Below are 26,477 nucleotides of genomic sequence, written 5' to 3'. Positions count from 1 at the left end.
GCGAGCTTGCTCGCGAAGAGGCCGGCACAGTCAACATCCTTACTGACTGTGACACTGCATTCGCGAGCAGGCTCGCTCCCACATTTTTTGGTCTTCAGTGGAGGTAAGATTTAGAACCTGAAGCGTCCCACCAAGCCCTTGAGCTGCCCGGAAATATCGGTCAGCCGCCCCGAACCGGTTTGCGCCGTATGGGCGAATTCCTCGACCAGTTGCGCATCGGCATGAATCTGCGCGATGTGCCGGTTGATGTCTTCGGCCACCTGATGCTGTTCCTCTGCCGCCGTGGCGATCTGGGTGTTCTGGTCGCGGATCGAGTCCACCGAGGTGCGGATCTTGTCGAAGCTGTCGCGGGCTTGCTGGATGCGCTCGACGCTGGTGTGCGACCCTTGCAGGCTGTTCTGCATCTGTTGCGTCACTTCCTGGGTGCGCCGCGCGAGGTTGCCGAGCAGGCTGTCGATCTCGCCGGTGGAATCGGCGGTACGCCGGGCCAGGGCGCGCACCTCGTCGGCCACCACGGCAAAGCCACGGCCCTGATCACCGGCGCGCGCGGCTTCGATGGCGGCGTTGAGCGCCAGGAGGTTGGTCTGTTCGGCAATTGAGCGAATAGTGTCGAGGATGGTGTTGATGTTCTTGCTGTCCTGCTCCAGCGCTTGCATGGTCTGGGTCGACTTTTGCAGGTCCTCGCTCAGTTTCATCACGCTGCCCGTGGCTTCGCCAATGTGATGCTGGCCGTCGTGCACGTCGCGATAGCCTTCGTCCGCGCTGACGGCGGCCTGGCTGCACGAGCGGGCCACTTCGTTGGCGGTGGCGACCATTTCGTTGAACGCGGTGCTCACCAGCTCCACGGCCTGGCGCTGGCGCCCGGCGGCATCGTTCATGTTCTGGGCCACGTTGCTGGTATCGGCCGCGGCAGTCTGCAGGTCGGAAGAGGCGCTGCCGATGCGCTGCATCAGTTGCGCGATCATGCCCAGGAACTGGTTGAACCAGCCCGCCAGGGTGGCCGTTTCGTCCTTGCCCTGCACCGACAGTTTACGGGTGAGGTCACCTTCACCTTCGGCGATTTCCTGCAGGCCATTGGCAACACCGCGGATCGGCCGCACGATCACGCTGGCGAAGCTGGCGCCGACGATGGCGAAGACCACGGCCAGCGCGGCGGCGATGGCCGCGATCAACCAGGTCAGGCTCGAAGCCTCGGCCATCACCTCGTCGCGCTTGATCAGGCCGATGAAGCGCCAGCCCAGGCTTTTGGACGTGACGATGTTAGCCATGTAGGGCACGCCATCGATCTCGATCTCGGTGGCGCCATCGCTGCTCTTGGCCAGCGCGGCGTAGTTGGGGCCGAGGTCAGCCAGCGGCTTGAAGTTGTGCTTGGCCTCGGCGGGGTCGACCAGCACGTTGCCGCTGGCCTCCACCAGCATCAGGTAGCCGCTGTCGCCCAGCTTGATGTTCTTGACCAGTTCGGTCAGCTGCTTGAGCGACACATCGAGGCCGACCACGCCGACCAGCTTGCCGCTGGCATCGGCGACGGTGTGCACGATGCCGATCAACGACACGTCGTCCGGTGCCCAGTAATAGGCATCGGTTTTCACGGTGGTGCCAGGCGCCGCAATGGCCGCCTTGTACCAGGGGCGTACGCGCGGGTCGTAGTTGGAAATCTTCGGATCATCCGGCCAACTGGCGTAGCCGCCGTCCGCCAGTCCCAGGGACAGGTAGGCGGTGGTTGGATGGCTCTTGGCGAACTGGTCAAAAATCGCCAGCAGCTGTTTGTTGTTCTCGGTAAGGGGGATTTGCGCGGCGTCAGCGCCCGAGTAGTTCTTCAGGTCCTTGGCCGCGACGATCCGCGGGTCCTTGGCGAAGAATTCGACGTTCTGCATGATGCCGTCGAAGAACTGCTTCATGCCGTTGTCGATCTGGCGGATCTCGCGGCTGCTGCTGTCCAGGAAGTTGGCTTGTGCCGCATCGCGCAGGTTCAATACAACGAGCACCGCCACCAGGATAACCGGGAGGCAGGCAATGGTCGCGAACGCCCATGTCAGCTTCTGTTTGATATTCATGACTTCTCCCGCGGGTATTTATCGGTGTTGGAAAGGGCGGAAACAGTAGCGGTGAGCGTTGCGAACTCTTGGGGGAAAAGCGCCCATGCCTACTCTCAGGCTATCGACCAATGTCGTATTCCCTTGAGGTCGCCACTGGTCAGACGTCGCTAACGCTGACAGTGATGTCGCGCAGGCGATGGTTGCCTTTGCGGTTAGTCGGGAAGATGGCTTGGCTCGGGCAATCCGCCCGGGTCCGGTCCAGATCGCCTTCCTGTCTCACGAGGCCCCATGCCCAGCGCATTCGAAAGCGTACTCAAGAACAAGAACATGGCCTATCGTCCCCAAGGGGCTGCGCCTGTGGGACAGGCGCCGGTGCGCGTCGCGTTTGTGCTGATGGACAACTTTTCCATGATGTCCTTTACCGGCGCGGTGGACGCACTGGTCACCGCCAACCTGATGAGCGACATGCCGCTTTATGAAGTGCTGACGGCGGGCGCTTCGGGCGGGCAGGTGACGAGTGACCTGGGCATCGTGATTTCCACCGATATCGAGCTGGCGCAATTGCCCGATAACCTCGACGTGCTGATCGTCGCCGGAGGCTTTCGCGTGAAGTTGCAGGGCACGCCGTTGTTGCGGCGCAAGCTGCGCGCCCAGGCAACGTCCGGGGCCATCGTGGGAGGGTTGTGGAACGGCGTGTTTTTTGTGGCAGAGGCAAACCTGCTCGATGGTTTCGAATGCGCGGTCCATCCAGAAAGTCGGGCGACGATGGCCGAGATGTTCCCCCATGTGAAAGTCACCAGCCGCGCCTATGTCGTGGACCGCGAGCGAGTCAGCTGCGCGGGCGCCAACAGCTCGCTGCGCATGATGCTCCAGCTGATCCGCCGCACGGGCGGGGAGGCGCTGGTGGGGGCGATTGAAGAGATCCTTCGCTGCGATGAGTCCGGGGACGACGCTACGGACCTGCCGCCGATCTTCGTCGAGACCGATCCGACGCTGCCGGAAAGCCTCAAGCTGGCGTTGGAACTGATGTGGCAGAACGTCGAGGAGCCCTTGACGATCGATGAGCTGGCGGCCTGCGTCAAGGTCTCCAAGCGCCAGCTGGAACGGCGGTTCTGCCGGTTCCTCGGTGCGACCCCGACGCGTTATTACCTGGAACTGCGCCTGACACGCGCACGCCAGCTCATCCAGCAGACCAACCGCTCGGTCACCGAAATCGCCGTGGCCACCGGCTTCGTCAGCTCCCCGCATTTCCAGCGACGTTTCCGCGATTTTTTCGGGGTGCCGCCGGGTAGCTATCGTTCGACGTTTGGGCGCAAGTAAGGCTTAGCCGCGCCCACCTCTGCTCCTTGCGAACCGCTTGGGCATGAAATCGAGCAGCAGCGCCACCACAATCGCCCCCGCAGAAACCAGGAACAGCACCGCGTGCTGTCCACCACTGGCATTGAACAGCGCCGAATAGCCGAACCCGGCCAGCGCCTGGAAGGTGGCGAACGAAACGGTGGCGCGGCTCCAGGCGACTTGCTGGCGATGATGGTCCGGCACCAGTTCGTGCACCCGGGCCAGGGCCAACGGCACGATGCCCGGCGGGAACGAGCCGATCAGCACGGCCAGTACCGCCAGCGCCAGGAAGCTCTGTGAAATCGCCAGCAGGCCAAGGGCAACGGCCTGGACGGCCAGCACCAGTCGTATGCTTTTGCGCGCGCCCAGATGGTCGGCGAGAAAGCCGTAGCTTACCGGGCCGATAATCGCGCCGAGGCCGTACATCACCCAGACCAGCGCACCGACATGGGCGCCGGCCTTGAGGCCACGCGCTACGTAGTCCACCAGGAACACCATTGCCGGGACCAACCCTGCCGCCATGAAGGCGTATTCGGCAAACAGCTGATACACGGCGCGGGGCGTGGGTTCGGCCGGTGTGGCGTGTTTCGCGACGCTTGTCGCCTGGGCAGAATCTTCCGGCCAACCGAACCAGCTCAGCCCGGTCAGCACCAGTGACAACACGCCGAGCCCCAGCCAGGTCGCTTGCAGACCGTGGCTCAACAGCGGCGGCACAAGCGTTCCGGAGCCGGCGATACCCAGCCCGATGCCAAGGAAAATCGCCCCACTGGCCAAGCCTCTGCGCGCGGCGGGCACATGCGGCAGTACGGTCGCCGCCACCAGCACCATGATCGCGCCGCCGGCGATGCCCGACAGCAGCCGCCAAGCGAAATACCAGATCACCGACACCGGGAAGGCGCAGGCAAAAAATGCCGCCGTCACGGCCAGCATCATCAGGCGCAGCGCCTGCTTGTTGCCCAGGCGCCGAGCCATGGGCCGGCCGAGCAGGGCGCCGATCAGGTAGCCCACCAGGTTCGCCGCTCCCAGGTAAACCACGTCGTTGGCGCTGAACCAATGCGCTTCGATCAGCGATGGAATCAACGGCGTGTAGGCGAAGCGCGCGAGGCCGATGCTGACGAGGCTGGCGCAGAGGCCGGCGAAGATCGGCAACCAGATGCCTGTCGGGGGTGAGTCCAGCGCCGTGGATTGGGTGTGCATGGGAACGCTCCTCGGAAAGGTTTATGGCGTCCAGCATATCGGCTATCGTTGGAGCGTTTATGCAGCGATTTCGCGGCGCAGTGATGCAGATTTGCAGCAGGAGAGGGGCGGATGAATTGGGATGACGCGCGGGTGTTTCTCGCGGTATGTCGGGAGTCGACCCTGCGTGGAGCGGCGCGGGTACTGGGCGTGGATCAGGCGACCGTGGGGCGGCGGATCGTCGCGTTGGAAAAATCCTTGAACGCCGCGTTGTTCCTGCGCACCTCCGACGGTTATGCGCTGACGGCGGTGGGCGAAGCGGCGCTCAAGGCCGTGGAAAAAATGGAGCAGTCGGCCCTGGAGCTTGAGCGTCGCATCCAGGGCCTGGACGATCGGCTGATCGGCAACGTACGCGTCGCCACCACCGATTCGTTGGCGATCGATTTCCTCATCCCAGCCATCGCTCGCCTGCATGCGCGGCATCCCGACGTCCGCGTACAACTGGACGCCTCCACGCAGATCATCAGCCTGGTCAAGCGTGAAGCGGACATTGCCGTGCGCAATACCCGGCCCGACAACCCTGATCTCATCGCCCGGCGGATCGCGCGCTGGCCGGTGGGGCTGTTCGCCTCGCAGGATTACGTCGACGCCCACGGGGAGCCTGCGCCGGGCAGTGCTTTCGAAGGGCATGACCTGGTGGTCTATCAACCGTATTTGCAGGGTCAAAAGGATTTCACCCTGGTGGCCGAGCCGGTCGGCCGAGGACGGATTGTCGCCAGCCTGAGCTCAAGCCTGCTGGTACGCAGGTCGATCGGGGCGGGTATCGGGGTGGGAGAAATTCCGGTGTACATGGGCGAGCGCGACGGGCTGGTGCGGCTTTGGCCGCAGCGCACGCGGCCGCTGCCGTATGAGGTGTGGCTGGTGACTCACGCGGATCTGCGCCACACGGCGCGGGTGCGGGCGGTGATCGATGAGATCGTCGCGGCGTTTTCCAAGGAGAACGAGTAGATCTTCAGCGGCCCCACATCTGAGTACGACATAAAACAACTGTGGGAGCGAGCTTGCTCGCGATGGCGGTGGTCAATCCAACATTAATGTTGCTCGACCCACCGCGATCGCGAGCAAGCTCGCTCCCACAAATTAATCTCACAGCTGCCGATGTTATGGCATTTGCGGCAGTTCCTGCGGCCGCAGGTCAAACACCAGCACCTCGGCATCCTGGCCGTTGCCCAGCGTCAATGCCTGTTCGTTGCGTACCCGCACACCGTCGCCTTCCTGCAACGCCACGCCGTTGAGCTCGACGCTGCCCCGGGCCACATGCACATAGGCATAACGATCAGCGGCCAAGGTCAGCGTGGCGCGTTCTTCGCCATCGAACAGCCCGGCATATACCCGTGCGTCCTGGCGTACGTGCAACGACCCCTCGGCGCCGTCCGGGGAGATGATCAGTTGCAGGCGACCGCGTTTCTGTTCGGTGCTGAAGTGCTCCTGCTGGTAGCGCGGCGTGGCGCCTACGACATTGGGCACGATCCAGATCTGCAGGAAGTGCACCGGCTCGTCCGCGCTGTGATTGAACTCGCTGTGGGCCACGCCACTGCCGGCGCTCATCAACTGCACATCACCCGGACGAATCACCGAGCCCGTGCCCAGGGTGTCCTTGTGTTCCAGCGCGCCTTCGAGCACGTAGGAGAAAATCTCCATGTCCCGGTGCGGGTGCTGGCCGAAACCTTTGGCGGCGGCAACCCGATCGTCGTTGATCACCAGCAGGTCGGAAAAACCCTGTTGGTTGAGGTCGCGGTAGTTGGCGAAGGAAAAGGTGTGGAACGACGTCAGCCAGCCGTGACGAGCGATGCCGCGATCAGAAGCTTTGCGAAGGGTCAGCATGATGATTCTCCTGGTTCAGTGGGCGGTGGCCTTGGCCGTTCGCCGGGTACAGAAGAAGGTTAATGGTTATCGGCACATTCAATAAGCGGCTGAATCTGGAAATACTGTCCGTTCTGAGTGGGCAATCTCGCCGGGAGCGCTGCGCTTCGTCATAATGCCCACCGGTGACCGCTGGTCCCTGTGGGAGCGAGCTTGCTCGCGATAGCGGTGCCCCAGTTACATAGATGCCGGCTGGACGGACGCTATCGCGAGCAAGCTCGCTCCCACAAGGTCCTCGGTCGCCAACCGGTAGCATGTTCCCCTTGTTTTGGCGTCCTCCCCATGAAAACCGTTGCAATGGTGCTGTTCCCCGATTTCCTGCTGCTCGACATGGCCGGGCCGCTCGAAGTGTTTTCCATCGCCAATCGTTTTCTCGCACCGGACCAGCACTATCAGTTGCTGACCCTGGGCACCGAGCGTGGGGCGTTGCGAGCCTCCAACGGCGTGACTGTCCAGGCCGACATCCATATCGACCAGGCTTGGGCGGCCTACGACGTACTGCTGGTACCGGGCGGGCCTGGTGCCTATAACGATCGGCATCCGGGTTTGCACACCTGGTTGCGGGCGTCGGCGCAGCGGGCCACGCGCTACGGGTCGATCTGCACGGGAGCCTTCATCCTGGGAGAGGCGGGCTTGCTCGACGGCTATCGGGTCACCACCCATTGGCATTACACCGAACGCTTGATCCAGCGGTTCCCCAAGGCGTTGGTCGAGACCGACAAGATCATCTTGCATGACCGACGGTTGATCACCTCCGGCGGTGTCACCGCCGGTATCGACATGGCCCTGTCCATCGTCGCCCAGGACCATGGTCGCAAAGTCGCGCTGGATGTGGCCAAGGTCTTGCTGGTGGTCATGCAGCGCCAGGGCGGGCAAGCGCAGTTCAGCCCGCTGGTGGCGGCGGTGGCGGCACAGGAATCGGCGGTTACCCGGGTGCAGCATTATGTGATGGAACACTTGGAAGAGCCGTTTTCCATCGAGCGCATGGCCGATCTGGCCGCCATGAGCTCAAGGCATTTCGCCCGGGTTTTCCTGCGCGAAGTCAAAATGACCCCGATGGAGTTCCTGCAAGGTGCGCGCATCGATCGGGCGCGGCAGTTGCTGGAGTCCACCGACTTGCCGCTCAAGACCGTGGCTTTTCGCAGTGGCTTTGGCAGCGTCCGACATATGCGCCAGTTGTTCAGCGAAAAACTCGGCCTGACACCGGTCCAGTACCGCCAGCAGTTCAGTTGAGCCTTCGGTGTCCGTCCAGGGCACCGTGATGTCCGTGATGCGCCCTGTGCCAGCATTGTTCTCTGCCCTGTGGCTGCCAAGATAACGGCGAACCCTCTGCAAAGGATGCGCAGGAGCCAGGGCAGGTGTGTGCGGCGATCCGCAGCGCCACGCCCGGACCGGTTTTCTGTCGCTGGATCGCTCATGAACAGCTTCACCAAACCTTGCGCCGCAACAGCGGCGAGCACCGAAACAACGGTGCGCTTCGGTCCGTTTGTCTTTCACCGCCAACAGCGGCTGATCACCCGCGATGGCGAGCCCCTGGCCCTGGGCGGTCGCGCTCTGGACATCCTGCACATACTGGTTGCCCATGCGGGCGCCTTCGTCAGCAAGCAAACCCTGATTGCCCAGGTCTGGCCCGACAGCGTGGTGGAAGACATCAACCTGCGGGTGCACATCGCCGCCTTACGGCGGGCGTTCGGTGCCGGACAGGATGGCAATCGGTACATTCTCAATCATCCGCGCCAGGGCTACTGCTTCGCCGTGCCCCTGACCCCGCAGCCGAGTGCTGAATCATACGGCGCCAGGCGCTCCGAGCGGCACAATCTGCCTGCGCGCCTGAGCCCGGTGATCGGTCGCGACAAGCTGCTGGGACGGCTGTTGGTCGAGGTTCCTCGCCAGCCCCTGACCTCCGTCGTCGGCCCGGGCGGTATCGGCAAGACCACGGTGGTGTCGCGGGCGGCGGAACTGTTGCTTGAGCACTTTGCCGACGGCGCCTGGTTTATTGACCTGGCGGCGATCAGCGACCCGGCCGAGGTCTGCCCGCGGATCATGCGAACCTTTGGCCTGACGGGCGGCTCGCTGGAGCAGTGCCTGCAATCGTGCCGGATGTTGCTGGTGCTCGACGGCGCCGAACACCTGATTGATGCTTGCCGGGAACTGGCCTTGACGCTGCGCTCAGCGGCCCCTGGCGTATCGCTGTTGTTGAGCAGTCGCGAAGCCTTGGAGCTTGCAGATGAACATGTCGTGCAATTGGCCGGTCTGGCCGTGGCGACGGCCAGCGAGCCCGGTCACCTGATACTGGCGAGCCCGGCGGTGCGCTTGCTGGTCGATCGGGTCGCTGCCCGACAGCAGGGCTTCAAGCCGGGTGAACGCGACCTGGCGCTCCTGGCACAGATTTGCCAGCGCCTGGACGGGTTGCCGTTGGCGCTGGAGCTGGCGGCGGCCCAGGTTGATGTGCTGGGCGTGGCGGGGGTCCTGGAACAGTTGGACTACGGTCTGTCACTGTTGAGCCACGGCCGCCGTACAGCCGTGGCGCGCCACCGCAGCCTCGACGCGGCGCTGGATTGGAGTTTCGAGCGCTTGGGCAGCGACGAACGGACGGTGTTCCAGCGGCTGGCGGTGTTCGAGGAGCCGTTCACGTTGAAGGCTGCGCTGGCTGTGGTCAGTTGCACTGACGTCGGGGTGGGGCGATTGCCCTGGCTGCTGTCACGGCTGGTCAAGCAGTCGCTGGTGATGGTCGAACAAGGTGCCGAAGGCAATCGCTATCACCTGCTCAATACCACGCGTGCCTATGCCTTGGAAAAGTTGCGCCGCGCTGGCCAGTGGCAGTCGCTCCATCGGCGCTACGTGTTGCAGGAGGCCTGGCTGGCGCGGCGTTCAAGACCCGAGCTGGCGAGTCAACGTCTGGAGCAGCGCGCCAGCTTCCTTTAGGTCGGGTGTGTCGAATCCTTCGCTGAAGCGCCGATAGACCGAAGCGAGCACATCCTGCGCTGCCGCATCCTGGCCGCGCCGTCGCCACAGCCGGGCCAGGGACATGGCACTGCGTAACTGCCAGGCCAGTGCGCCTTGGCTCCGGGCTACCGCCAGCGCGGCGTGCAAGTACTCTTCGGCACGGCTTTCTGCGCCTGCTTTTCCCTCGGCCAGCAACGCTTCGGCAGCGACGCGCAGGATTTCCGCCGAGCACCAGCCTGCCGCGCCGCTATGGGCGCGCTCGATCTGCTGCGGGCTGACGGCAGCGCCGCGCAGAGTGACGACGGTATCCTCGATCAGGCCGCAAGCGCCCAAGTGCGACTGCGGGCTGGCGCCGTCGAAGGCGCGCTCGTAATGGCCAGCCCAATCATGAAAGAGCATGACCGAATGGCGTTTGGCCTGCTGCTTCAACATGTCCAGCCGTTCCCGGGCGGTCGGCTGATCGCCGGTGTAATGGGCGATCACGCAACCGGCGATCGCCAGGGTGTAGCAGATCGAAAGGCCGTGGTTGATCTGCAGGGCAATCTGTAGCGCGAGGTTGGCCGTGCGCCGGGCTTTTTCGGCGAAGCCTTGCAGCCAGAGGATGCGCGACAGGATCGTCAGCGCGGCCACGCTCTGCTCGTATTGCACGCCGAAACCATGGCTGAAGCGGCTCAGGTGACCATTCTGGGCCAGGCGCTGGATGACCTGCTCGGCGTCACGTCGCGCGCCGTCCTGGTCGCCGGTGAAATGCAGCGCGAGCACCCGCAGGCGCTGGGTACTCAAGGACAGGACCGGGTCGCCCGGCAGGCCCAGGCGATCGAAATCCAGGCTTTGCTTCAGCGCCTGCTGATAGCGGCCGGCGCTGAGATTGACCGTCATGTGGCCCGACAATGCGCGCAATTCGCCCGCCCGGTCCTGGCACTGCCGGGCCAGGTGGCGGGCGGTGACGAACGCCTCGACGGTGGCCGGCGTACCACCCTCGGTGTGGTAGTTGAAACTGCCGTGGGCCAGTTCCAGGGCGAGGGTCAATCTCGGGCACGGCGAGGGGCTGGCCCTTAGCAGCGCCCGCGCCTTGCTGACATACAGCCCGTGTTCCTTGAGCAGCGACAGCTCTTGCCAGAGCGGCAGGGTGCGCGCGGCCAGGCGGATCGCCACGGCGTGCGAACCCTGCGGGCCCAGCCCACGGTCGAGCGCCGCGCGGATGTCGTCCCGATAGGCCGCGTACCGTGCGATCCACGCTCGCGTGGAAGTGTTTTCCCAATCCTTTTCAGCCTGTTCCATGAGCGTCAGGCAGCGCTCGGCGTGGCGCTCCCGGGTGGCGGCCAGTTCCCCGGCCTCCAGCAGTTTTTCCAGGGCGTAGCTGCGCGTGGTGTCCAGCAACCGATAACGCACCTCATCATCGCCGATCTCGACATTGAGCAACGATTTCGCCACCAACTGGCTGATCGAGACCAGCACCTGTTCCGGCGCGACATGCTGGCCGATGATGACTGCCGCTGCCGACGCCAGGTTGAAACTGCCCATGAACACCGCGAGGCGCCGCAGGCAGGTTTGTTCGCACGGCGTGAGCAGCGCGAAGCTCCAGTCCACCGTGGCGCGCAGGGTCTGCTGGCGCGGTGCGCTGGCATGGCTGTCATGGTCGAGCAGGGCGACGCTGTCCTGCAGTTGCCGGCACAGCGCCTCCAGCCCAAAGCGCCCGAGCTGGGCGGCGGCCAGTTCGATCGCCAGGGGAATGCCGTCGAGCCGCTGGCAGATATCGACGATCAGCGGAACCTCGTGGTCCGTCAGCTCGAAATCGTCCTGGCTGGCCATCGCGCGTTCGGCGAACAGTTGCAGCGCCGGGAATTCCAGGGCCGGATAACCTTCGATGACCATGCCCCTTGGCGGAAACGCCAGCGAATCGAGGCGCTGCACGTGTTCGCCTTCGGCGCGCAGGCCTTCGCGGCTGGTGGCCAGGATGTGCAGGTGAGGCGCGCCGCGCAGCAAGGTTTCGCAGAGCAGCGCAACGGCATCGATCAGGTGTTCACAGGTGTCGATGACCAGCAGCAGATGGCGGTCCTTGAGTTGCCGAACGATCGCGTCGAGCGGTTCGCCGTCATGCAGTGTCAGCTCCAGCAGCGCGCAGAGGTTGGGGGCGATCATGGCCGCGTCGTTGAGCGAGGCCAGGTCCAGCAGGCAGGTGCCGTCGCGGTACTGGCCAAGCAGCCGTTCGGCAACCCGCAAGGCAACGGTGGTCTTGCCGATGCCGCCGCTGCCGACCAGGCTGATGAAGCGTTTGCGCGGGAGCTGCGCCACCAGGCTCTCCACCAGGCCCTGGCGGCCGATCATGCGGGTACGGCGCGGCGGCAGGTTGCGCGCCAGGGAGGGGTGGGGGATGCGCGCCAGTTCCTCGGGCGCTTCGAATGTCACCGGCGCGACAAAACTGTAGCCGCGCTGCGCCACCGTGACGATATAACGCTGGCCGGCCTGGCCATCGCCCAAGGCCTTGCGCAACGCCGCCACGTGAACCCGCAGGTTGGTGTCCTCGACCACGCTTTTCGGCCAGACCCGGGCGATCAGTTGCTGCTTGCTCACCACTTGGCCGGCGTGTTCGAGCAGCACCAGCAGGATTTCCACCGCCCGCCGCCCCAGGCGCAACGGTTGTCCACCCTCGAGCACCAGGCGCTGGCGCGGATGGACCCGGTAAGGGCCGAAATGCACCGTCTGTTCGACGGGCAGGCTGAGGTATTGGCTCATGGTCTGCTCATTGTTCCGTTCCCGCTGTACCCGAGCATATTCCTCAGGTTTTGCGTCAAGCGCAACGGTGTGAGGCTCCGCGCAGAGCGAGCGGCAGACACAACCCCTGTGGCGAGGGGATTTATCCCCGCTGGACTGCGAAGCAGTCCCAAGACTGTCATCTCGGAGTGCCAGATATATTTGGGGATTGCGCTTTGGGGGGCCGCTTCGCGGCCCAGCGGGGATAAACCCCCTCGCCACAAAAGCAGTTCCCTCTGAGGTTTAACACCGCCGTCCCAAAAAAATTAACAACGTTTAACTCACGCACATTCCCCCCTTGGCCGGACCATAAAGCGATCCACCGACCTCAAGGAATCACGTCATGAGCACTTTCATCACCCGCGACGGCACCGAGATCTACTACAAGGATTGGGGCAGTGGCCAACCGGTGGTCTTCAGCCACGGCTGGCCGTTGAATTCGGACAGTTGGGAGGCGCAGATGATGTTCCTGGCGTCCAACGGCTATCGGGTGATTGCTCACGACCGTCGTGGTCACGGGCGTTCCAGCCAGCCTTGGGACGGCAACGACATGGACACCTACGCCGATGACCTGGCCGAGCTGATCGAGCGCCTGGACCTCAAGGACGCGGTGTTGCTCGGTTTCTCCACCGGCGGCGGCGAAGTGGCGCGCTACATCGGTCGGCATGGCGCCGCCCGCGTCGCCAAGCTCGGCCTGATCTCGGCGGTCACGCCGCTGATGCTCAGGACCGCGGCCAACCCCGGCGGCCTGCCCATCGAGGTATTCGACGGCTTCCGCCAGGCCTCCCTGGCCGACCGTTCTCAGCTATACAAGGATGTGGCCAGCGCATTTTTCGGCGCCAACCGTCCGGGTGCCAAGGTGTCCCAGGGCATGATCGACTGGTTCTGGATGCAGGGCATGCTCGCCGGCCACAAGAACGCCTACGACTGCATCAAGGCCTTCTCGGAGACCGATCTTTCCGAAGACCTGCGCAACATCGATGTGCCGACCCTGGTAGTGCATGGCGATGACGACCAGGTAGTGCCGATCGAAACCGCCGGCATCGCGGCCGCCAAGCTGCTCAAGAACTCCCAGCTGCTGGTCTATCCGGGCGCTCCCCACGGCCTGACCGACACCCACAAGGACCGGCTGAACGCCGACCTGCTGGCGTTCATCCAGGGTTGATGCAAGCACGACAAGACCTGTGGGAGCGAGCCTGCTCCCACAGGATCGGTATTGAACAGGAACAACACCCATGAACCGCAACGATCTACGCCGCCTCGACATGAACCTGCTGGTGATCTTCGAGGCGCTGATGTTCGAGAAGAACCTGACCCGTGTCGCCGAAAAGCTGTTCATGGGCCAGCCGGCGGTGAGCGCGGCGCTCGGGCGACTGCGGGATCTGTTCGATGATCCGCTGCTGATCCGTCACGGCCGGGGCATGGAACCGACGCCTCGGGCCCTGGCGATCCTGCAGGAATTGCAGCCGGCCATGGACACCATTTCCGGCGCGGTCAGCCGGGCCAAGGCGTTCGATCCGTCCACCAGTTGCGACGTGTTCCGCATCGGTCTGTCCGACGATGCCGAATTCGGCCTGTTTCCACCGCTGCTCAGTCAATTGCGCGAAGAAGCGCCGGGCATCATCGTGGTGGTGCGCCGGGCCAATTTCCTGCTGATGTCGTCGTTGCTCGCCAGCGGCGAAATCAGCGTCGGCGTCAGCTACACCACCGATCTGCCGGCCAATGCCAAGCGCAAGAAACTGCGGGACATTCCCTGCAAGGTCCTGCGTGGCGACAAGCGCCCGGGGCCGCTGACCCTGGACGACTACTGCTCGCGACCCCACGCCATGGTGTCGTTCTCGGGCGACCTGAGCGGCAACATCGACCTGGACCTGGCGCGCATCGGCCGGGCCCGCAAAGTGGTCTTGGCAGTGCCGCAATTCAGCGGCCTGCGCGCCTTGCTGGCGGGCACCGAGCTGATCGCCACAGTGCCGGACTATGCCGCCTGCGCGCTGGTGGAGGGCTGCGCGTTGCGCGCCGAAGACCCACCGTTCGAGATCAATGCCGCCGAGTTGTCGATGGTCTGGAGCGGCGTCCACGACAACGACCCCGCCGAGCGCTGGTTGCGCTCGCGCATCGCCACCCACATGTCCCAACCGTTGCCGGCAGCCGCCTCGACGGACCCGGCCGGAGCTCACCGATGAACGCCACTGACGAACGCCGCATGCAGAACCTCGGCCTGCTGTTCCTGCGCCTGAGCGGCGCGCTGTTTTTGCTGTGGGTCCATGGTTTGCCGAAGCTGCTGAACTACAGCGCCGAGCTGACCCGCATCGAAGACCCGTTCCACCTCGGCGCGGCGCCCACGCTGATCCTGGCGATTTTCGCCGAGGTGCTTTGCCCGTTGCTGATCATGGCCGGCGTGCTGGTGCGCCTGGCGTGCCTGCCCATCCTCTTCCTGCTGGCCGTTGCGCTGCTCGTGGTGCACCCGCAATGGAGCCTGGAAGAAGGCCAGTTCGGCTGGTTGCTGCTGATCATATTTACCAGCGTGTTCATTGCCGGCCCGGGAGGCCTGGCGATCAGCGCGCGTTTTGCTGGAGTGCTGCGTCATGCCTGAATCCCAAACCCTTGAATCAACGGCGATCCCGGCGATCCCCGGCTTCGATGAAATCGTCACCCTGGTAGTCAAGCACCGGGTCAGGGCCGGGCAGGACGGCGCCTATGAAGCCTGGTTGCGGCGCATCGTCAGCTTAGCCGGCCAATGGCCGGGGCATCTGGGCGTGGACGTAGTCCGAGGCAAGCAGGGCGGGTTGTCGCTGTTCACCTGCGTGCTGCGGTTTTGCTCCACCGAGGCCATGCAGCGCTGGCTGGACTCGCCCGAGCGCCGCGAACTGGTGGAAGAGGCTGCGCCATTGCTGGCGGACGGCGACCAGACAGAAGTCGCCCCGCACAAGGAATTCTGGTTCGCCCCGCTGGCCGATGCCGCGACGCCGCCACCGCGCTGGAAGCAATCGGTGGTGACCTTGCTGGTCATCCTGCCGCACACCTTGCTGGTGCCGTTGCTCTGGGGCCCGCTGCTGCAACTCAACGCGTTTCTGTCCAACTACGTGGTTGCCACGTTCCTGATCACCGTGACCATCGTGCTCTCGGTGGTGTACGTGTGCATGCCGCTGGCGACGCGTCTGTTCGCGCCGTGGCTGGAAGCGTCCAAGGCCCACCAACACCTGGAGCCCGGCGATGGCCAATAAAGACGACCCGACCGATCCGCTGCGCCGCCAGTTGCTGGCCGCCGGATCCCTGCTCAGCGCGGCGGCGGCTTTCTGGCCACGCCTGTCTCTTTCATCTTCCCATCCAGAAGGACATCCAATGAACGCCGATCTGATTCTGTTCAATGGCCAGTTCCATACCGTCGACCGTGAAAAACCTCGCGCCAGCGCGGTTGCCATCAGCCAGGGCCGTTTCGTCGCCGTGGGCACCGATGCCGAGGCCATGGCCTTGCGTGGCAGTGGCACCCAGGTCATCGACCTCAAGGGCCGCACCGTCATTCCCGGCCTCAACGACTCGCACCTGCACCTGATCCGCGGTGGCCTGAACTACAACCTGGAACTGCGTTGGGAAGGCGTGCCGTCTTTGGCCGACGCCTTGCGCATGCTCAAGGACCAGGCCGATCGCACCCCGACCCCGCAATGGGTACGGGTTGTGGGGGGCTGGAACGAATTCCAGTTCGCCGAAAAACGCCTGCCGACCCTGGAAGAACTGAACCAGGCCGCGCCCGACACCCCGGTGTTCGTGTTGCACCTGTATGACCGCGCCTTGCTCAACCGCGCCGCGCTGCGGGTAGCCGGCTACACCCGCGACACCCCGAACCCGCCGGGCGGCGAGATCGTGCGTGACAGCAGGGGCGAGCCCACCGGCATGCTGGTGGCGCGGCCCAACGCGATGATCCTCTACTCGACGCTGGCGAAAGGGCCGAAGCTGCCGCTGGAATACCAGGTCAACTCCACCCGCCAGTTCATGCGCGAACTCAATCGCCTGGGCCTGACCAGCGCGATCGACGCCGGCGGCGGCTATCAGAACTACCCGGACGACTACGAAGTCATCGAGCAGTTGGCTCGCGAGCAGCAGTTGACGGTGCGCATCGCCTACAACCTGTTCACCCAGAAACCCAAGGAAGAGCTCACCGACTTCAAGAACTGGACCGGCAGCGTCAAGCTGCACCAGGGCGACGACTTCCTGCGGCACAACGGTGCCGGTGAAATGCTGGTGTTCTCGGCGGCGGATTTCGAAGACTTCCTCGAACCGCGTCCGGACCTGCCGCCGGGCATGGAGCAGGACCTGGAGCCGGTGGTGCGTCATCTGGTCGAGCAGCGCTGGCCGTTCCGCCTGCATGCCACCTACGACGAATCCATCAGCCGCATGCTCGACGTGTTCGAGAAGGTCAACCGCGACATTCCGTTCAACGGCCTGCCGTGGTTCTTCGACCACGCCGAGACCATCACGCCGAAAAACATCGAGCGGGTCCGCGCGCTGGGTGGTGGCATCGCGATCCAGGACCGCATGGCCTTCCAGGGCGAGTACTTCGTCGACCGCTACGGCGCCAAGGCCGCCGAAGCCACGCCGCCGATCAAGCGCATGCTGGCCGAAGGCGTACCGGTGGGCGCCGGCACCGACGCCACCCGCGTCTCCAGCTACAACCCGTGGACTTCGCTGTACTGGATGGTCAGCGGCCGCACCGTCGGCGGCCTCTCGCTGCACGAAGAAGGCCTGCCGCGGCTGACCGCGTTGGAGCTGTTCACCCATGGCAGCGCCTGGTTTTCCTCGGAGCAAGGCAAGAAGGGCCAGATCAAGGTTGGCCAACTGGCGGACCTGGCAGCCCTGAGCGCGGATTTCTTCAGCGTCGAGGAAGAAGCCATCAAGTGGATCGAATCGGTGCTGACCGTGGTGGACGGCAAGGTCGTCTACGCCGCCGGCGACTTCGAAAAACTCGGCCCGGCCAGCGTCCCGGTGCTGCCGGACTGGTCGCCGGTGGTCAAGGTTCCCGGCCACTGGCGCCCGGCTTCGCCATTGCAGGCGCAAGTCCACCAGTGCAGCGGGCCGTGCAAGGTGCATTCCCACAGCCATGAACGGGCGCGTCTGTCGAACGTGCCGGTCAGCGACTTCCAGGGGTTCTGGGGCGCGTTTGGCTGTTCGTGTTTTGCCTTTTAACTGACAAGCATATTTCCCTGTGGGAGCGAGCCTGCTCGCGAAGGCGTCGGCACATCCGACATCGCCGCAAGCTGACACACCGTCATCGCGAGCAGGCTCGCTCCCACAAGGTTTCGTAATATCCATCCAAAGGAGTCATCCCATGAGCAACGTTCCCGCCTACAACCGCCTGAACAAAGACGACGCGGTCGTCCTGCTGGTCGATCACCAGACTGGCCTGATTTCCCTGGTCCAGGATTTCTCGCCCAACGAGTTCAAGAACAACGTGCTGGCCCTGGCTGACCTGGCCAAGTTCTTTGGCCTGCCGACCATCCTGACCACCAGTTTCGAACAGGGCCCCAATGGCCCGATCGTGCCGGAGCTCAAGGAAATGTTCCCGGACGCGCCGTACATTCCACGCCCTGGCCAGATCAATGCCTGGGACAACGAAGACTTCGTCAAGGCAATCAAGGCCACCGGCCGCAAGCAATTGATCATCGCCGGCGTAGTGACCGATGTCTGCGTGGCGTTCCCGACCCTGTCGGCCCTGGCTGAAGGTTTCGACGTGTTTGTCGTGACCGACGCCTCGGGTACGTTCAACGAAACCGTGCAACAAGCCGCCTGGGTACGCATGACCGCCGCCGGCGCGCAAATGATGAACTGGTTCTCGGTGGCCTGTGAGCTGCACCGCGACTGGCGCAACGATATCGAAGGCCTGGGCAACCTGCTGTCCCAGCGCATTCCCAACTACCGCAACCTGATGAACAGCTACTCGGCGCTGACTGCCAAGTAAGCTGCTTTATTGCTGCACGGATGCCCGCCAATGTGCGGGCATCTTTTTATCTGGCAAATGACCATTGTGGCGAGGGGATTTATCCCCGTTGGGCTGCGCAGCGGCCCCAAAACAGGCTGACTGGGTGTGTCAGAATGCTCATATATTTGACTATTGGGGCTGCTGCGCAGCCCAGCGGGGATAAATCCCCTCGCCACAGGTTTGTATTCGGCTTGGATGTCTAAATAAAGCCCCACCCACGGAATGACAATGAACCCCTTCGAAGAAATGCGCATCTTTGCCCAGGTCATGGAGTCGGGCAGTTTCACCGCCGCGGCGGACAAGCTTGGGTTGTCCAAGCAGTTCGTCAGTCGCAAGTTGATGGAGCTGGAGCAGCGGCTTGGGGTTCGGTTGCTCAATCGCTCAACGCGCCGCCTGGACGTCACTCCGTTGGGCCAGCGCTATCATGAGGCGGCGTTGCGTCTGCTCAGCGAAGTCGAGCAGGTGGAGCAGGGCATCAGCGGCCAGACCAGCGAGCCGCGCGGAACCATCCGCCTCAGCGCTCCGTTGTCCTTCGCCGTGGCGCACCTGGGCAGCCTGCTGCCGTTGTTCTTGCAGCGCTACCCGGATGTCACCGTGGAGGTCGACCTGAGTGATCGCTCGGTGGACCTGCTGGGGGAGGGTTACGACCTCGCGCTGAGGATCGGTGTGCTGGAAGATTCGACCCTGATCGCGCGGCGCATCGCGAGTATCGAGCGAGTGTATTGCGCCAGCGCCGCGTACCTGGCGCAGCGAGGCACGCCGACGCGACCGGAAGACCTGCGCAGCCACGACTGTTTGCCGTACGGCCATAGCCGTCAGGTGCAGTGGCGATTCGCCGGAAAGGGCAAGCCGTTGGCGCTGGAAGTGGTGGGACGCATGCGTGCCAATAACGGCGACTTGCTCAGGGATGCGGCGATTGCCGGCATGGGGATTACTTACCTGCCGACCTTCATCCTCGGTGAGGCGTTGAGGGATGGGCGGCTGATCAAGGTGTTGGAGGGATTCGAGACCGAGCCCCTGACGCTGTCGGCGGTCTATCCACAACATCGACAAAGCTCGCGACCGGTGCAGGCGTTGGTGGAATTCTTGCGTGAACACATGCAGTAGGTGGCGCAAAACGCATTCAGCCGTCCCTGGGACGGCTGAATTTCAAGGCGCCTTGATCAGGCAGCCAGGTTGGCGGTGAACTCTTTTTTGTACTGGGCCTTCACGGCTTCCATCTGATTGCCCAGTTCTTCGAGCTTGGCCTTGCCGAGGATTTCTTCGGCTTTAGGAAACATTTCTTCCTCTTCTTCCTCGATGTGATGTTCCAGCAACTCCTTGACCACTTTCACGCGACCGGCGAACTCAGGCTGGGAAGGGTCGGTGTTTTTCAGGTCGGGCAGCACCAGGGAATCGACGGTGCGGTGCTCTTCCTTGGCTTCGTAGTACATCTCGGCTTCGTCCTTGCCGCCTTCCTGCTTGAAGGCCGGATAAAGGATTTCTTCTTCCAGGCGGGTATGGATGGACACTTCCATTTCCAGCTTGGCCAACAGTTCGGTGCGTTTCTTGATGGCGCGGTCGGTCGATTCGCTCAACTGGGACAGGATGCCCTTCACGCGTTCATGGTCGGCTTTCAACAGGTCGATGGCGTTCATGTGTTGCTCCTCGGTCATTCACGGATGCGGGCCGGCTTCGAGCGCCGACGCCACCTAACAGGACAGGTGCATCCACCGTGCCAGCCGAGCCGCTTGATAAAACTCTTTTGAATCAATGACTTAAATTATCGAGACTTTTCACCATCGTGCAGGCTGCATGAGGCCCGCTGAAAATGCCTTGCACTTTGCGCTGCGGGGTACGTTGTGTGGCCCAGAAAAACACCGACCCGTGGCGAGGGAGCTTGCTCCCGCTCGGCTGCGCAGCAGTCGTAAAATTTGCCTGACCTGACGCGGTGAAGCGATGGGGCTGCTGCGCAACCCAGTGGGAGCAAGCTCCCTCGCCACGGGTCAAATCCAGCTCAAAAAAAAAGCCCGCATCTCACGATACGGGCATTTTTGTCAGCGATGACGCTCAGGCGATCAGCCGGCCAGGCCCGCCTGCTGGACCAGCGTCAACAACGGCTGCGGGTACACGCCGAGGAAGAACGCCAGGACGGCGATGGCCAACAGCATCACGCCGCCTGCCTTCTGTTCCCAGTGCAACTCGGCATCGTGACGACGCAGGTTCGGTTCCATCAGGTACAGGGTGACCATCACGCGCAGGTAGTAGAACACGCCGATGGCACTGCCCAGCACCAGGGAGCCGACCAGCCACCATTGGTGGGCCTCGACGCCGGTGGCGATGATGTAGAACTTGCCGATGAAGCCGGCGGTCAGCGGGATGCCGGCCAGGGACAGCATCATCACGGTCAGCACGGCAGTCAGGTACGGACGCCGCCAGAACAGGCCGCGGTATTCGTACAGGGCGTCGGCGTCGCGGCCGTTGTACGGCGAGGACATCAGGGTGATCACGCCGAAGGCACCGAGGCTGGTGATCACGTAGGTCACCAGGTACACGCCGATGGCTTCCACGGCCAGGCCTTTGCTGGCGATCAGGGCGATCAGCAGGTAGCCGAAGTGGGCGATGGACGAGTAACCGAGCAAACGCTTGAGGTTGCTCTGGGTCAGCGCCAGCAGGTTACCAAACAGGATCGACGCGATGGCGATGATCGTCAGCACGTTGCTCAGGACACCGCTGCTGGCCACTGGCGAGATCTGGAACAGCCGGACCATCACCGCGAACACCGCCACTTTCGAAGCGGTCGCCAGGAACGCCGCCACCGGCGCCGGGGCGCCTTCGTAGACGTCCGGGGTCCAGAGGTGGAAGGGCACCAGCGACAGCTTGAACGCCAGGCCGATCAGCATCATGCCCAGGCCCAGTTGCGCGATCGGGCTAGGCAGGCCGGTGGCCGCCAGGGCCTGGCCGATGCCGACGAAGCTCAGGGTGCCGGCTTCGGCGTAGAGCAGGGCCATGCCGAACAGCAGGAACGCGGAACCGGCCGCCGACAGCACCATGTACTTGATGCCGGCTTCCAGCGAACGCTTGTTGAAGAAGGCATAGGCCACCAGGCCGTAGACCGGCACCGACAGCAGTTCCAGGCCAATGAACAGGCTGGCCAGGTGCTGCGCGCTGACCAGGACCAGGCCACCGGCGGCGGCCATCAGGATCAGCAGGTACAGTTCTTCGCGGTTGCCCGGGTAACCCGAACCGCCATCACCCAGGTAGGCGTGGGCGAGGGTGACGCAGGCGAGGGTGGCGACCAGGATCAGCGCCATGTACAGGCAGGCGAAGCTGTCGATCTGGATCAGTGGCGTGACCGCCAGTGGCGCGACTTTCAGGGCCGGCAGGATCGACAGCAAGGCCAGGTTCAGCCCCGCCACCGACAGCAGGAAGGTCTGCGAGTGATTGCGCCGCCAGGCGATCGCCAGCATCACCACGATGATCGTGGCGCTGGTGATCAACAGCGGCGCAAGCGCGATAAAGTGTTGAATCGTGAATTCCATAGCGCTCTTACCGGGCCGAAGCGAGTTGAGAGAAGGCGGTGCCGAGCCACTGCTGCACGCCATGCATCGTGGCGGCAGAGGTGTCGAGGAACGGTTGCGGGTAGACGCCGAGGTAAACCAGCAGCACCGCAAGGCCGAGCACCATGATCAGTTCGCGACCGTCCATGCCACGCAGCACTTCGTCCGACTTGGCCGGACCGAAGTAGGCGCGGTGGATCATGATCAGCGAGTAGACCGAACCGAACACCAGGCCGGACGTGGCGATCGCGGTGATCCACGGTGCGCTGACGAACGAGCCGATCAGGATCAGGAACTCGCCGACGAAGTTGCCGGTGCCTGGCAGGCCCAGGGAAGCGGCCGCGAAGAACAGGCTGATGGCCGGCAGGTAGGCGATGCGCGACCAGATGCCGCCCATTTCTCGCATGTCCCGGGTGTGCAGGCGCTCGTACAACTGGCCGCTGAGGATAAACAGCGCCGCGGCCGACAGGCCGTGGGCGAGCATCTGGATCACCGCGCCTTGCAGGGCCAGCTGGCTGCCGGAGTAGATCCCGATCAGCACGAAGCCCATGTGCGAGACGCTGGAGAAGGCGATCAGGCGCTTGATGTCGGTCTGGGCAAACGCCAGGAACGCACCGTAGAAAATCCCGATCAGGCCCAGCGTCATGGCAATCGGCGCGAACTCCGCCGAGGCATTCGGGAACAGCGGCAGGGCGAAACGCAGCAGGCCGTACGCCGCCGTTTTCAACAGGATACCGGCCAGGTCCACGGAACCGGCGGTCGGTGCCTGGGCGTGGGCGTCCGGCAGCCAGGAGTGGAACGGCACTACCGGCAGCTTCACCGCAAAGGCGATGAAGAAGCCCAGCATCAGCACGTACTCGGTGGTGCGCGACATCTGCACTTTCAACAGGTCGGCGTAGTTGAAGGTAATCACGCCAGTATTGTTGAAGTTCACCAGCACCAGGCCAAGGATCGCCACCAGCATGATCAGGCCGGAAGCCTGGGTGAAGATGAAGAACTTGGTCGCCGCGTAGATCCGGGTTTTCTTGCCGTCCGAAGAACTGTGACCCCAGAGCGCGATGAGGAAGTACATCGGCACCAGCATCATTTCCCAGAAGAAGAAGAACATGAACAGGTCCAGCGCCAGGAACACGCCGACGACACCGCCCAGGATCCACATCAGGTTCAGGTGGAAGAAACCGACGTGACGCTGGATCTCTTTCCAGGAGCAGAGTACCGAGAGAATACCCAGCAGGCCGGTCAGCAGGATCATCAGCAGCGACAGGCCATCAAGGGCCAGGTGCACGCTGATGCCGAAGCGCTCGATCCAGGTGTGCTTGAACTCAAGCGCCCAGGTCGGATCGGCGCCAGGCGCCGGTGCAAATGAATAGTCGCCGGTCGCCCACAGCCAGAGGCCGAGCGCGAGTTCCAGGGACATGGTCAGCAGCGCAATCCAGCGCGGGAGGGTAGAGCTGGAACGCTCCGCCATCCAGCACAGCAGGCCGCCGATGAAGGGGATCAGGATTAGCCAGGGCAGAATCATGACGGGCTCGTTTCCTTTCGCAAGTTCGCAAGGTTCATATCAGACCGCTACCAGCACGATGGCGCCGATAACCAGCACGGCGCCAGCCGCCATGGAAGCCGCATACCAACGCAGTTGACCGGTCTCGGTACGGCTCAGGGCGGTGTGGCCGCCCTTGGCCATGCGCGGGATCAGGCCAATGGTCTGGTCGAGCGGGTCTTTGCGCAGAATGTGGCTGATCGCAAGGTATGGCTTGACGAACAGTTTGTCGTAGATCCAGTCGAAGCCCCAGGCGGCGAACCACCAGGCCGAGAGGAAACGCCCGATGCCGCTGTTGGCGATGGCCGTGACGAAGCGGCGCTTGCCGAGGAACAGCAGGGCGGCCAGCAGGATCCCCGCCAGGGCGATGGCGCCCGAGGCGATTTCCAGGCTGTGCTTGGCTTCGCCGCCGGCATGGCCGACGCTTTGCGGCAGCACATCGGCCAGCGGTGGGGTGATCATTGCGCCGACGAAGGTCGACAGCACGATCAGCACCGACAGCGGCAGCCAGTGGGCGATGCCGTGGCCGGCGTGGGCTTCGGTCTTGGCTTCACCGTGGAACGCGATGAAGATCAGGCGGAAGGTGTACAGCGAGGTCATGAACGCACCCACCAGGCCGGCGTAAAGCAGGCCCTGGTTACCGCTGGCGAACGCTTCCCAGAGGATCTCGTCCTTGGAGTAGAAACCGGCGGTGACCAGTGGCAGGGCCGCCAGGGCCGCGCCGCCAACGATGAAGCTGGCGTAGGCCAGCGGCAGTTTTTTCCACAGGCCACCCATCTTGAAGATGTTCTGCTCGTGGTGGCAGGCAACGATCACCGCACCGGAAGCAAGGAACAGCAGGGCCTTGAAGAAGGCGTGGGTCATCAGGTGGAAGATCGCGCCTTCCCAGGCGCCGACGCCCAGGGCCAGGAACATGTAGCCAATCTGGCTCATGGTCGAGTAGGCGAGGATACGCTTGATGTCGGTCTGCACCAGCGCGGCAAAACCGGCCAGCACCAGGGTCACGCCGCCAACGAGGCCGACCAGGTGCAGGATGTCCGGCGCCAGGGCGAACAGGCCATGGGTACGGGCGATCAGGTAGACGCCCGCGGTGACCATGGTCGCGGCGTGGATCAGTGCCGAAACCGGGGTCGGGCCGGCCATCGCGTCCGCCAACCAGGTCTGCAGCGGCAGTTGCGCGGATTTACCGACAGCACCGCCCAGCAGCATCAGGGTCGCGAGGACGATCCAGAAGTCACCGGCCTTGAAGTGCTCCGGCGCACGAACCAGCAGCTCCTGGATATTCAGCGTGCCCAGTTGCTGGAACAGGATGAACAGGCCGATGGCCATGAACACGTCGCCGATGCGGGTCACGATGAACGCCTTGAGCGCGGCGTTACCGTTGTTGCGGTTGCTGTAGTAGAAACCGATCAACAGGTACGAGCACAGGCCCACGCCTTCCCAGCCGAAGTACAGGAACAACAGGTTATCGCCGAGCACCAGGAACAGCATGCTGGCGATGAACAGGTTGGTGTAGGCGAAGAAGCGCGAGTAACCGGCTTCACCGCGCATGTACCAGGACGCGAACAGGTGGATCAGGAAACCCACGCCGACCACCACGCCAAGCATGGTCACCGACAGGCCGTCCAGGTAGAGGGCGAAGTTCGGCGTGAAGCCTTCCACCGCCATCCACTGCCACAGCACCTGCACGTAGGCGCCACCTTCCGGTGGGGCGACGTTGAATTGCCAGATCACGTAGGCGGTGACGAGGGCGGACAGGCCGATCGAGCCCACGCCAACCAGCGCCGAAAGGTTTTCCGACCAGCGTCCACGGGAGAACGACAGCAGCAGGAAACCGATGAGGGGAAATACGAAAGTCAGGAAGAGAAGGTTCATCCGCGCATCTCGCTGGCAGCGTCAATATCGAGAGTGTGGAAGCGGCGGTACAGCTGCAACAGGATCGCCAGGCCGATACTGGCCTCGGCGGCTGCCAGGCTGATCACCAGGATGAACATGATCTGTCCATCCGGTTGCGCCCAGCGCGCGCCCGCGACGATGAAGGCCAGGGCGGAGGCATTCATCATGACCTCCAGGCTCATCAGCACGAACAGAATGTTGCGGCGGACCATCAGGCCGACCAGACCGAGACAGAACAGGATGCCGGCAACCGCCAGACCATGCTCGAGAGGGATAGCAGGCATGTGATTACTCCTTCGCCTCGTTACGGCCCAAATGGAACGCCGTGACGACTGCGGCAAGCAGCAGCATCGAGGCGAGTTCGACCACCAGCAGGTACGGACCGAACAGGCTGATGCCCACGGCCTTGGCGCCTACGGTGGTGTGGCCGATGGCCTGGCCGCTCTGGTGGGCGAACAGCACATACAGCAGTTCACCCAGCAGCAGCGCGGAGAGAATCACCGGCCCGGCCCAGATGCCCGGCTTGAGCCAGGAGCGTTCCTGCTGGACGGCCGCCGGACCCAGGTTGAGCATCATCACCACGAATACGAACAGCACCATGATGGCGCCGGCGTAGGCGATCACTTCCAGGGCACCGGCGAACGGTGCTCCGAGAGCGAAAAAGGTCATGGCCACGGCGATCAGCGAAATGATCAGGTAGAGCAGGGCGTGCACGGGGTTGGTGTTGGTGACCACACGAAGCGTGGACACCACCGCGATACCCGATGCGAAATAGAAAGCGAATTCCATCTTTCTTCCTTAAGGCAGCAAGCTCTTCACGTTGATCGGTTCGGCTTCGTTCTGCGCGGCGCCTTTCGGCTTACCGGCAATGGCCATACCTGCAACACGATAGAAGTTGTAATCAGGGTTTTTACCGGGACCGGAAATCAGCAAGTCTTCTTTCTCGTACACCAGGTCCTGACGCTTGAAATCGGCCATTTCGAAATCCGGCGTGAGCTGGATCGCGGTGGTCGGGCACGCTTCCTCGCACAACCCGCAGAAAATGCAGCGCGAGAAGTTGATACGGAAGAAGTCCGGGTACCAGCGACCGTCTTCGGTCTCGGCTTTCTGCAGCGAGATGCAACCTACCGGGCACGCCACGGCGCACAGGTTGCAGGCCACGCAGCGTTCCTCGCCGTCAGGGTCGCGGGTCAGGACGATGCGGCCGCGATAACGCGGCGCCAGGTAGACCGCTTCTTCCGGGTATTGCAGGGTGTCGCGCTTGCGAAAGCCATGGCCGAAGATCATGACCAGGCTTCGCAGTTGGGTACCGGTACCCTTAACGATGTCGCCAATATATTTGAACATGGGTCAAA

The 26,477-nt window shown here is 63.5% G+C and carries 22 protein-coding genes and 1 pseudogene; 11 read left to right on the top strand and 12 right to left on the bottom strand.

From position 1 onward, the window contains the following. Positions 1 to 110 precede the first annotated feature (110 nt). Both PSH78_RS26700 and PSH78_RS26695 read right to left on the bottom strand, forming a co-directional pair. A complete protein-coding gene (locus PSH78_RS26700; RefSeq protein ID WP_370871132.1) occupies positions 111 to 815 on the bottom strand; it encodes a methyl-accepting chemotaxis protein in 705 nt (234 codons plus the stop codon). A 204-nt stretch (positions 816 to 1,019) separates the two neighbouring features. Beyond that, a pseudogene (locus PSH78_RS26695) lies at positions 1,020 to 1,874 on the bottom strand (cache domain-containing protein); the annotation flags it as partial. Positions 1,875 to 2,324: 450 nt separating this feature from the next. Between PSH78_RS26695 and PSH78_RS16845 the strand changes: the two are divergent. Further along, positions 2,325 to 3,356 carry a GlxA family transcriptional regulator gene (locus PSH78_RS16845; RefSeq protein ID WP_305495587.1) on the top strand — a complete coding sequence of 344 codons (1,032 nt, stop codon included), beginning with the start codon at positions 2,325 to 2,327 and terminating at the stop codon, positions 3,354 to 3,356. 3 nt (positions 3,357 to 3,359) lie between these two features. Here the strand turns inward: PSH78_RS16845 and PSH78_RS16840 are convergent, their stop codons facing one another. Continuing rightward, positions 3,360 to 4,571: a YbfB/YjiJ family MFS transporter gene (locus PSH78_RS16840; RefSeq protein WP_305495586.1), complete on the bottom strand. Its 1,212-nt coding sequence runs from the start codon at positions 4,569 to 4,571 to the stop codon at positions 3,360 to 3,362. Positions 4,572 to 4,682: 111 nt separating this feature from the next. Between PSH78_RS16840 and PSH78_RS16835 the strand changes: the two genes are divergently transcribed. Next, complete coding sequence (locus PSH78_RS16835) at positions 4,683 to 5,558, top strand: LysR family transcriptional regulator (protein ID WP_305495584.1); 876 nt, start codon at positions 4,683 to 4,685, stop codon at positions 5,556 to 5,558. 153 nt (positions 5,559 to 5,711) lie between these two features. Here the strand turns inward: PSH78_RS16835 and PSH78_RS16830 are convergent, their stop codons facing one another. Then, positions 5,712 to 6,434 (bottom strand): pirin family protein, encoded by a 723-nt coding sequence (locus PSH78_RS16830; protein ID WP_305495582.1) that lies wholly within the window; start codon positions 6,432 to 6,434, stop codon positions 5,712 to 5,714. Positions 6,435 to 6,755: 321 nt separating this feature from the next. Between PSH78_RS16830 and PSH78_RS16825 the strand changes: the two genes are divergently transcribed. Both PSH78_RS16825 and PSH78_RS16820 read left to right on the top strand, forming a co-directional pair. Beyond that, positions 6,756 to 7,706, top strand: a complete 951-nt coding sequence (locus PSH78_RS16825; RefSeq protein WP_305495580.1) for a GlxA family transcriptional regulator — start codon at positions 6,756 to 6,758, stop codon at positions 7,704 to 7,706. 183 nt (positions 7,707 to 7,889) lie between these two features. Further along, the gene (locus tag PSH78_RS16820; RefSeq protein WP_305495578.1) at positions 7,890 to 9,398 is read left to right on the top strand and encodes a winged helix-turn-helix domain-containing protein; all 1,509 of its coding nucleotides are present in this window, start codon (positions 7,890 to 7,892) and stop codon (positions 9,396 to 9,398) included. On the opposite strand, the gene PSH78_RS16815 is transcribed toward PSH78_RS16820, so the two are convergent. Further along, a complete protein-coding gene (locus PSH78_RS16815; protein ID WP_305495576.1) occupies positions 9,345 to 12,155 on the bottom strand; it encodes a winged helix-turn-helix domain-containing protein in 2,811 nt (936 codons plus the stop codon). The two genes, PSH78_RS16820 and PSH78_RS16815, sit on opposite strands and share 54 nt — an antisense overlap. A gap of 361 nt (positions 12,156 to 12,516) precedes the next feature. Here PSH78_RS16815 and PSH78_RS16810 point away from each other — a divergent pair, with 361 nt between their 5' ends. The 7 genes from PSH78_RS16810 to PSH78_RS16780 all read left to right on the top strand — a co-directional run bounded on the left by PSH78_RS16810 (position 12,517) and on the right by PSH78_RS16780 (position 19,254). Then, positions 12,517 to 13,338: an alpha/beta fold hydrolase gene (locus PSH78_RS16810; RefSeq protein ID WP_305495574.1), complete on the top strand. Its 822-nt coding sequence runs from the start codon at positions 12,517 to 12,519 to the stop codon at positions 13,336 to 13,338. A 70-nt stretch (positions 13,339 to 13,408) separates the two neighbouring features. Next, positions 13,409 to 14,356 (top strand): LysR family transcriptional regulator, encoded by a 948-nt coding sequence (locus PSH78_RS16805; RefSeq protein ID WP_305495573.1) that lies wholly within the window; start codon positions 13,409 to 13,411, stop codon positions 14,354 to 14,356. Continuing rightward, positions 14,353 to 14,766 carry a DoxX family protein gene (locus tag PSH78_RS16800; RefSeq protein WP_305495572.1) on the top strand — a complete coding sequence of 138 codons (414 nt, stop codon included), beginning with the start codon at positions 14,353 to 14,355 and terminating at the stop codon, positions 14,764 to 14,766. The genes PSH78_RS16805 and PSH78_RS16800 overlap by 4 nt, the downstream gene beginning before the upstream one ends. After that, a complete protein-coding gene (locus PSH78_RS16795; protein WP_305495571.1) occupies positions 14,759 to 15,397 on the top strand; it encodes an antibiotic biosynthesis monooxygenase in 639 nt (212 codons plus the stop codon). The genes PSH78_RS16800 and PSH78_RS16795 overlap by 8 nt, the downstream gene beginning before the upstream one ends. Before the next feature lie 118 nt (positions 15,398 to 15,515). Beyond that, entirely contained in the window at positions 15,516 to 17,354 is a 1,839-nt protein-coding gene (locus tag PSH78_RS16790) for an amidohydrolase (RefSeq protein ID WP_305501304.1), read from the top strand. Between the two features lie 142 nt (positions 17,355 to 17,496). Further along, positions 17,497 to 18,126 (top strand): isochorismate family cysteine hydrolase YcaC, encoded by a 630-nt coding sequence (gene ycaC, locus PSH78_RS16785; RefSeq protein WP_030141308.1) that lies wholly within the window; start codon positions 17,497 to 17,499, stop codon positions 18,124 to 18,126. A 249-nt stretch (positions 18,127 to 18,375) separates the two neighbouring features. Next, complete coding sequence (locus tag PSH78_RS16780; RefSeq protein ID WP_305495569.1) at positions 18,376 to 19,254, top strand: LysR family transcriptional regulator; 879 nt, start codon at positions 18,376 to 18,378, stop codon at positions 19,252 to 19,254. Between the two features lie 56 nt (positions 19,255 to 19,310). On the opposite strand, the gene PSH78_RS16775 is transcribed toward PSH78_RS16780, so the two are convergent. The 7 genes from PSH78_RS16775 to nuoI all read right to left on the bottom strand — a co-directional run bounded on the left by PSH78_RS16775 (position 19,311) and on the right by nuoI (position 26,469). After that, the gene (locus PSH78_RS16775) at positions 19,311 to 19,784 is read right to left on the bottom strand and encodes a hemerythrin domain-containing protein (RefSeq protein WP_305495568.1); all 474 of its coding nucleotides are present in this window, start codon (positions 19,782 to 19,784) and stop codon (positions 19,311 to 19,313) included. Between the two features lie 420 nt (positions 19,785 to 20,204). Next, on the bottom strand, positions 20,205 to 21,668 hold the full coding sequence (gene nuoN / locus PSH78_RS16770; RefSeq protein ID WP_305495567.1) for an NADH-quinone oxidoreductase subunit NuoN: 1,464 nt from the start codon (positions 21,666 to 21,668) through the stop codon (positions 20,205 to 20,207). 7 nt (positions 21,669 to 21,675) lie between these two features. Then, complete coding sequence (gene nuoM / locus PSH78_RS16765; RefSeq protein ID WP_305495566.1) at positions 21,676 to 23,208, bottom strand: NADH-quinone oxidoreductase subunit M; 1,533 nt, start codon at positions 23,206 to 23,208, stop codon at positions 21,676 to 21,678. A 39-nt stretch (positions 23,209 to 23,247) separates the two neighbouring features. Continuing rightward, positions 23,248 to 25,101, bottom strand: a complete 1,854-nt coding sequence (nuoL, locus tag PSH78_RS16760; RefSeq protein WP_305495565.1) for an NADH-quinone oxidoreductase subunit L — start codon at positions 25,099 to 25,101, stop codon at positions 23,248 to 23,250. Continuing rightward, the gene (nuoK, locus tag PSH78_RS16755; RefSeq protein WP_003180046.1) at positions 25,098 to 25,406 is read right to left on the bottom strand and encodes an NADH-quinone oxidoreductase subunit NuoK; all 309 of its coding nucleotides are present in this window, start codon (positions 25,404 to 25,406) and stop codon (positions 25,098 to 25,100) included. The genes nuoL and nuoK overlap by 4 nt, the downstream gene beginning before the upstream one ends. Positions 25,407 to 25,410: 4 nt before the next feature. Beyond that, entirely contained in the window at positions 25,411 to 25,911 is a 501-nt protein-coding gene (gene nuoJ, locus PSH78_RS16750) for an NADH-quinone oxidoreductase subunit J (RefSeq protein WP_030141317.1), read from the bottom strand. Positions 25,912 to 25,920: 9 nt separating this feature from the next. After that, on the bottom strand, positions 25,921 to 26,469 hold the full coding sequence (nuoI, locus tag PSH78_RS16745) for an NADH-quinone oxidoreductase subunit NuoI (RefSeq protein WP_072392816.1): 549 nt from the start codon (positions 26,467 to 26,469) through the stop codon (positions 25,921 to 25,923). Positions 26,470 to 26,477 lie beyond the last annotated feature (8 nt).

Source organism: Pseudomonas sp. FP198 (genome assembly GCF_030687895.1).
Taxonomy (GTDB): Bacteria; Pseudomonadota; Gammaproteobacteria; order Pseudomonadales; family Pseudomonadaceae; genus Aquipseudomonas.
This window is presented reverse-complemented; position numbering and strand designations above follow the sequence as displayed.

Excerpts from the sequence above, each read along its gene's own strand:
- PSH78_RS26700 (WP_370871132.1), bottom strand. The coding sequence starts at position 815 with ATGGTCGCCACCGCCAACGAAGTGGCCCGCTCGTGCAGCCAGGCCGCC.
- PSH78_RS16845 (WP_305495587.1), top strand. The coding sequence starts at position 2,325 with ATGCCCAGCGCATTCGAAAGCGTACTCAAGAACAAGAACATGGCCTAT.
- PSH78_RS16840 (WP_305495586.1), bottom strand. The coding sequence starts at position 4,571 with ATGCACACCCAATCCACGGCGCTGGACTCACCCCCGACAGGCATCTGG.
- PSH78_RS16835 (WP_305495584.1), top strand. The coding sequence starts at position 4,683 with ATGAATTGGGATGACGCGCGGGTGTTTCTCGCGGTATGTCGGGAGTCG.
- PSH78_RS16830 (WP_305495582.1), bottom strand. The coding sequence starts at position 6,434 with ATGCTGACCCTTCGCAAAGCTTCTGATCGCGGCATCGCTCGTCACGGC.
- PSH78_RS16825 (WP_305495580.1), top strand. The coding sequence starts at position 6,756 with ATGAAAACCGTTGCAATGGTGCTGTTCCCCGATTTCCTGCTGCTCGAC.
- PSH78_RS16820 (WP_305495578.1), top strand. The coding sequence starts at position 7,890 with ATGAACAGCTTCACCAAACCTTGCGCCGCAACAGCGGCGAGCACCGAA.
- PSH78_RS16815 (WP_305495576.1), bottom strand. The coding sequence starts at position 12,155 with ATGAGCCAATACCTCAGCCTGCCCGTCGAACAGACGGTGCATTTCGGC.
- PSH78_RS16810 (WP_305495574.1), top strand. The coding sequence starts at position 12,517 with ATGAGCACTTTCATCACCCGCGACGGCACCGAGATCTACTACAAGGAT.
- PSH78_RS16805 (WP_305495573.1), top strand. The coding sequence starts at position 13,409 with ATGAACCGCAACGATCTACGCCGCCTCGACATGAACCTGCTGGTGATC.
- PSH78_RS16800 (WP_305495572.1), top strand. The coding sequence starts at position 14,353 with ATGAACGCCACTGACGAACGCCGCATGCAGAACCTCGGCCTGCTGTTC.
- PSH78_RS16795 (WP_305495571.1), top strand. The coding sequence starts at position 14,759 with ATGCCTGAATCCCAAACCCTTGAATCAACGGCGATCCCGGCGATCCCC.
- PSH78_RS16790 (WP_305501304.1), top strand. The coding sequence starts at position 15,516 with ATGAACGCCGATCTGATTCTGTTCAATGGCCAGTTCCATACCGTCGAC.
- ycaC (WP_030141308.1), top strand. The coding sequence starts at position 17,497 with ATGAGCAACGTTCCCGCCTACAACCGCCTGAACAAAGACGACGCGGTC.
- PSH78_RS16780 (WP_305495569.1), top strand. The coding sequence starts at position 18,376 with ATGAACCCCTTCGAAGAAATGCGCATCTTTGCCCAGGTCATGGAGTCG.
- PSH78_RS16775 (WP_305495568.1), bottom strand. The coding sequence starts at position 19,784 with ATGAACGCCATCGACCTGTTGAAAGCCGACCATGAACGCGTGAAGGGC.
- nuoN (WP_305495567.1), bottom strand. The coding sequence starts at position 21,668 with ATGGAATTCACGATTCAACACTTTATCGCGCTTGCGCCGCTGTTGATC.
- nuoM (WP_305495566.1), bottom strand. The coding sequence starts at position 23,208 with ATGATTCTGCCCTGGCTAATCCTGATCCCCTTCATCGGCGGCCTGCTG.
- nuoL (WP_305495565.1), bottom strand. The coding sequence starts at position 25,101 with ATGAACCTTCTCTTCCTGACTTTCGTATTTCCCCTCATCGGTTTCCTG.
- nuoK (WP_003180046.1), bottom strand. The coding sequence starts at position 25,406 with ATGCCTGCTATCCCTCTCGAGCATGGTCTGGCGGTTGCCGGCATCCTG.
- nuoJ (WP_030141317.1), bottom strand. The coding sequence starts at position 25,911 with ATGGAATTCGCTTTCTATTTCGCATCGGGTATCGCGGTGGTGTCCACG.
- nuoI (WP_072392816.1), bottom strand. The coding sequence starts at position 26,469 with ATGTTCAAATATATTGGCGACATCGTTAAGGGTACCGGTACCCAACTG.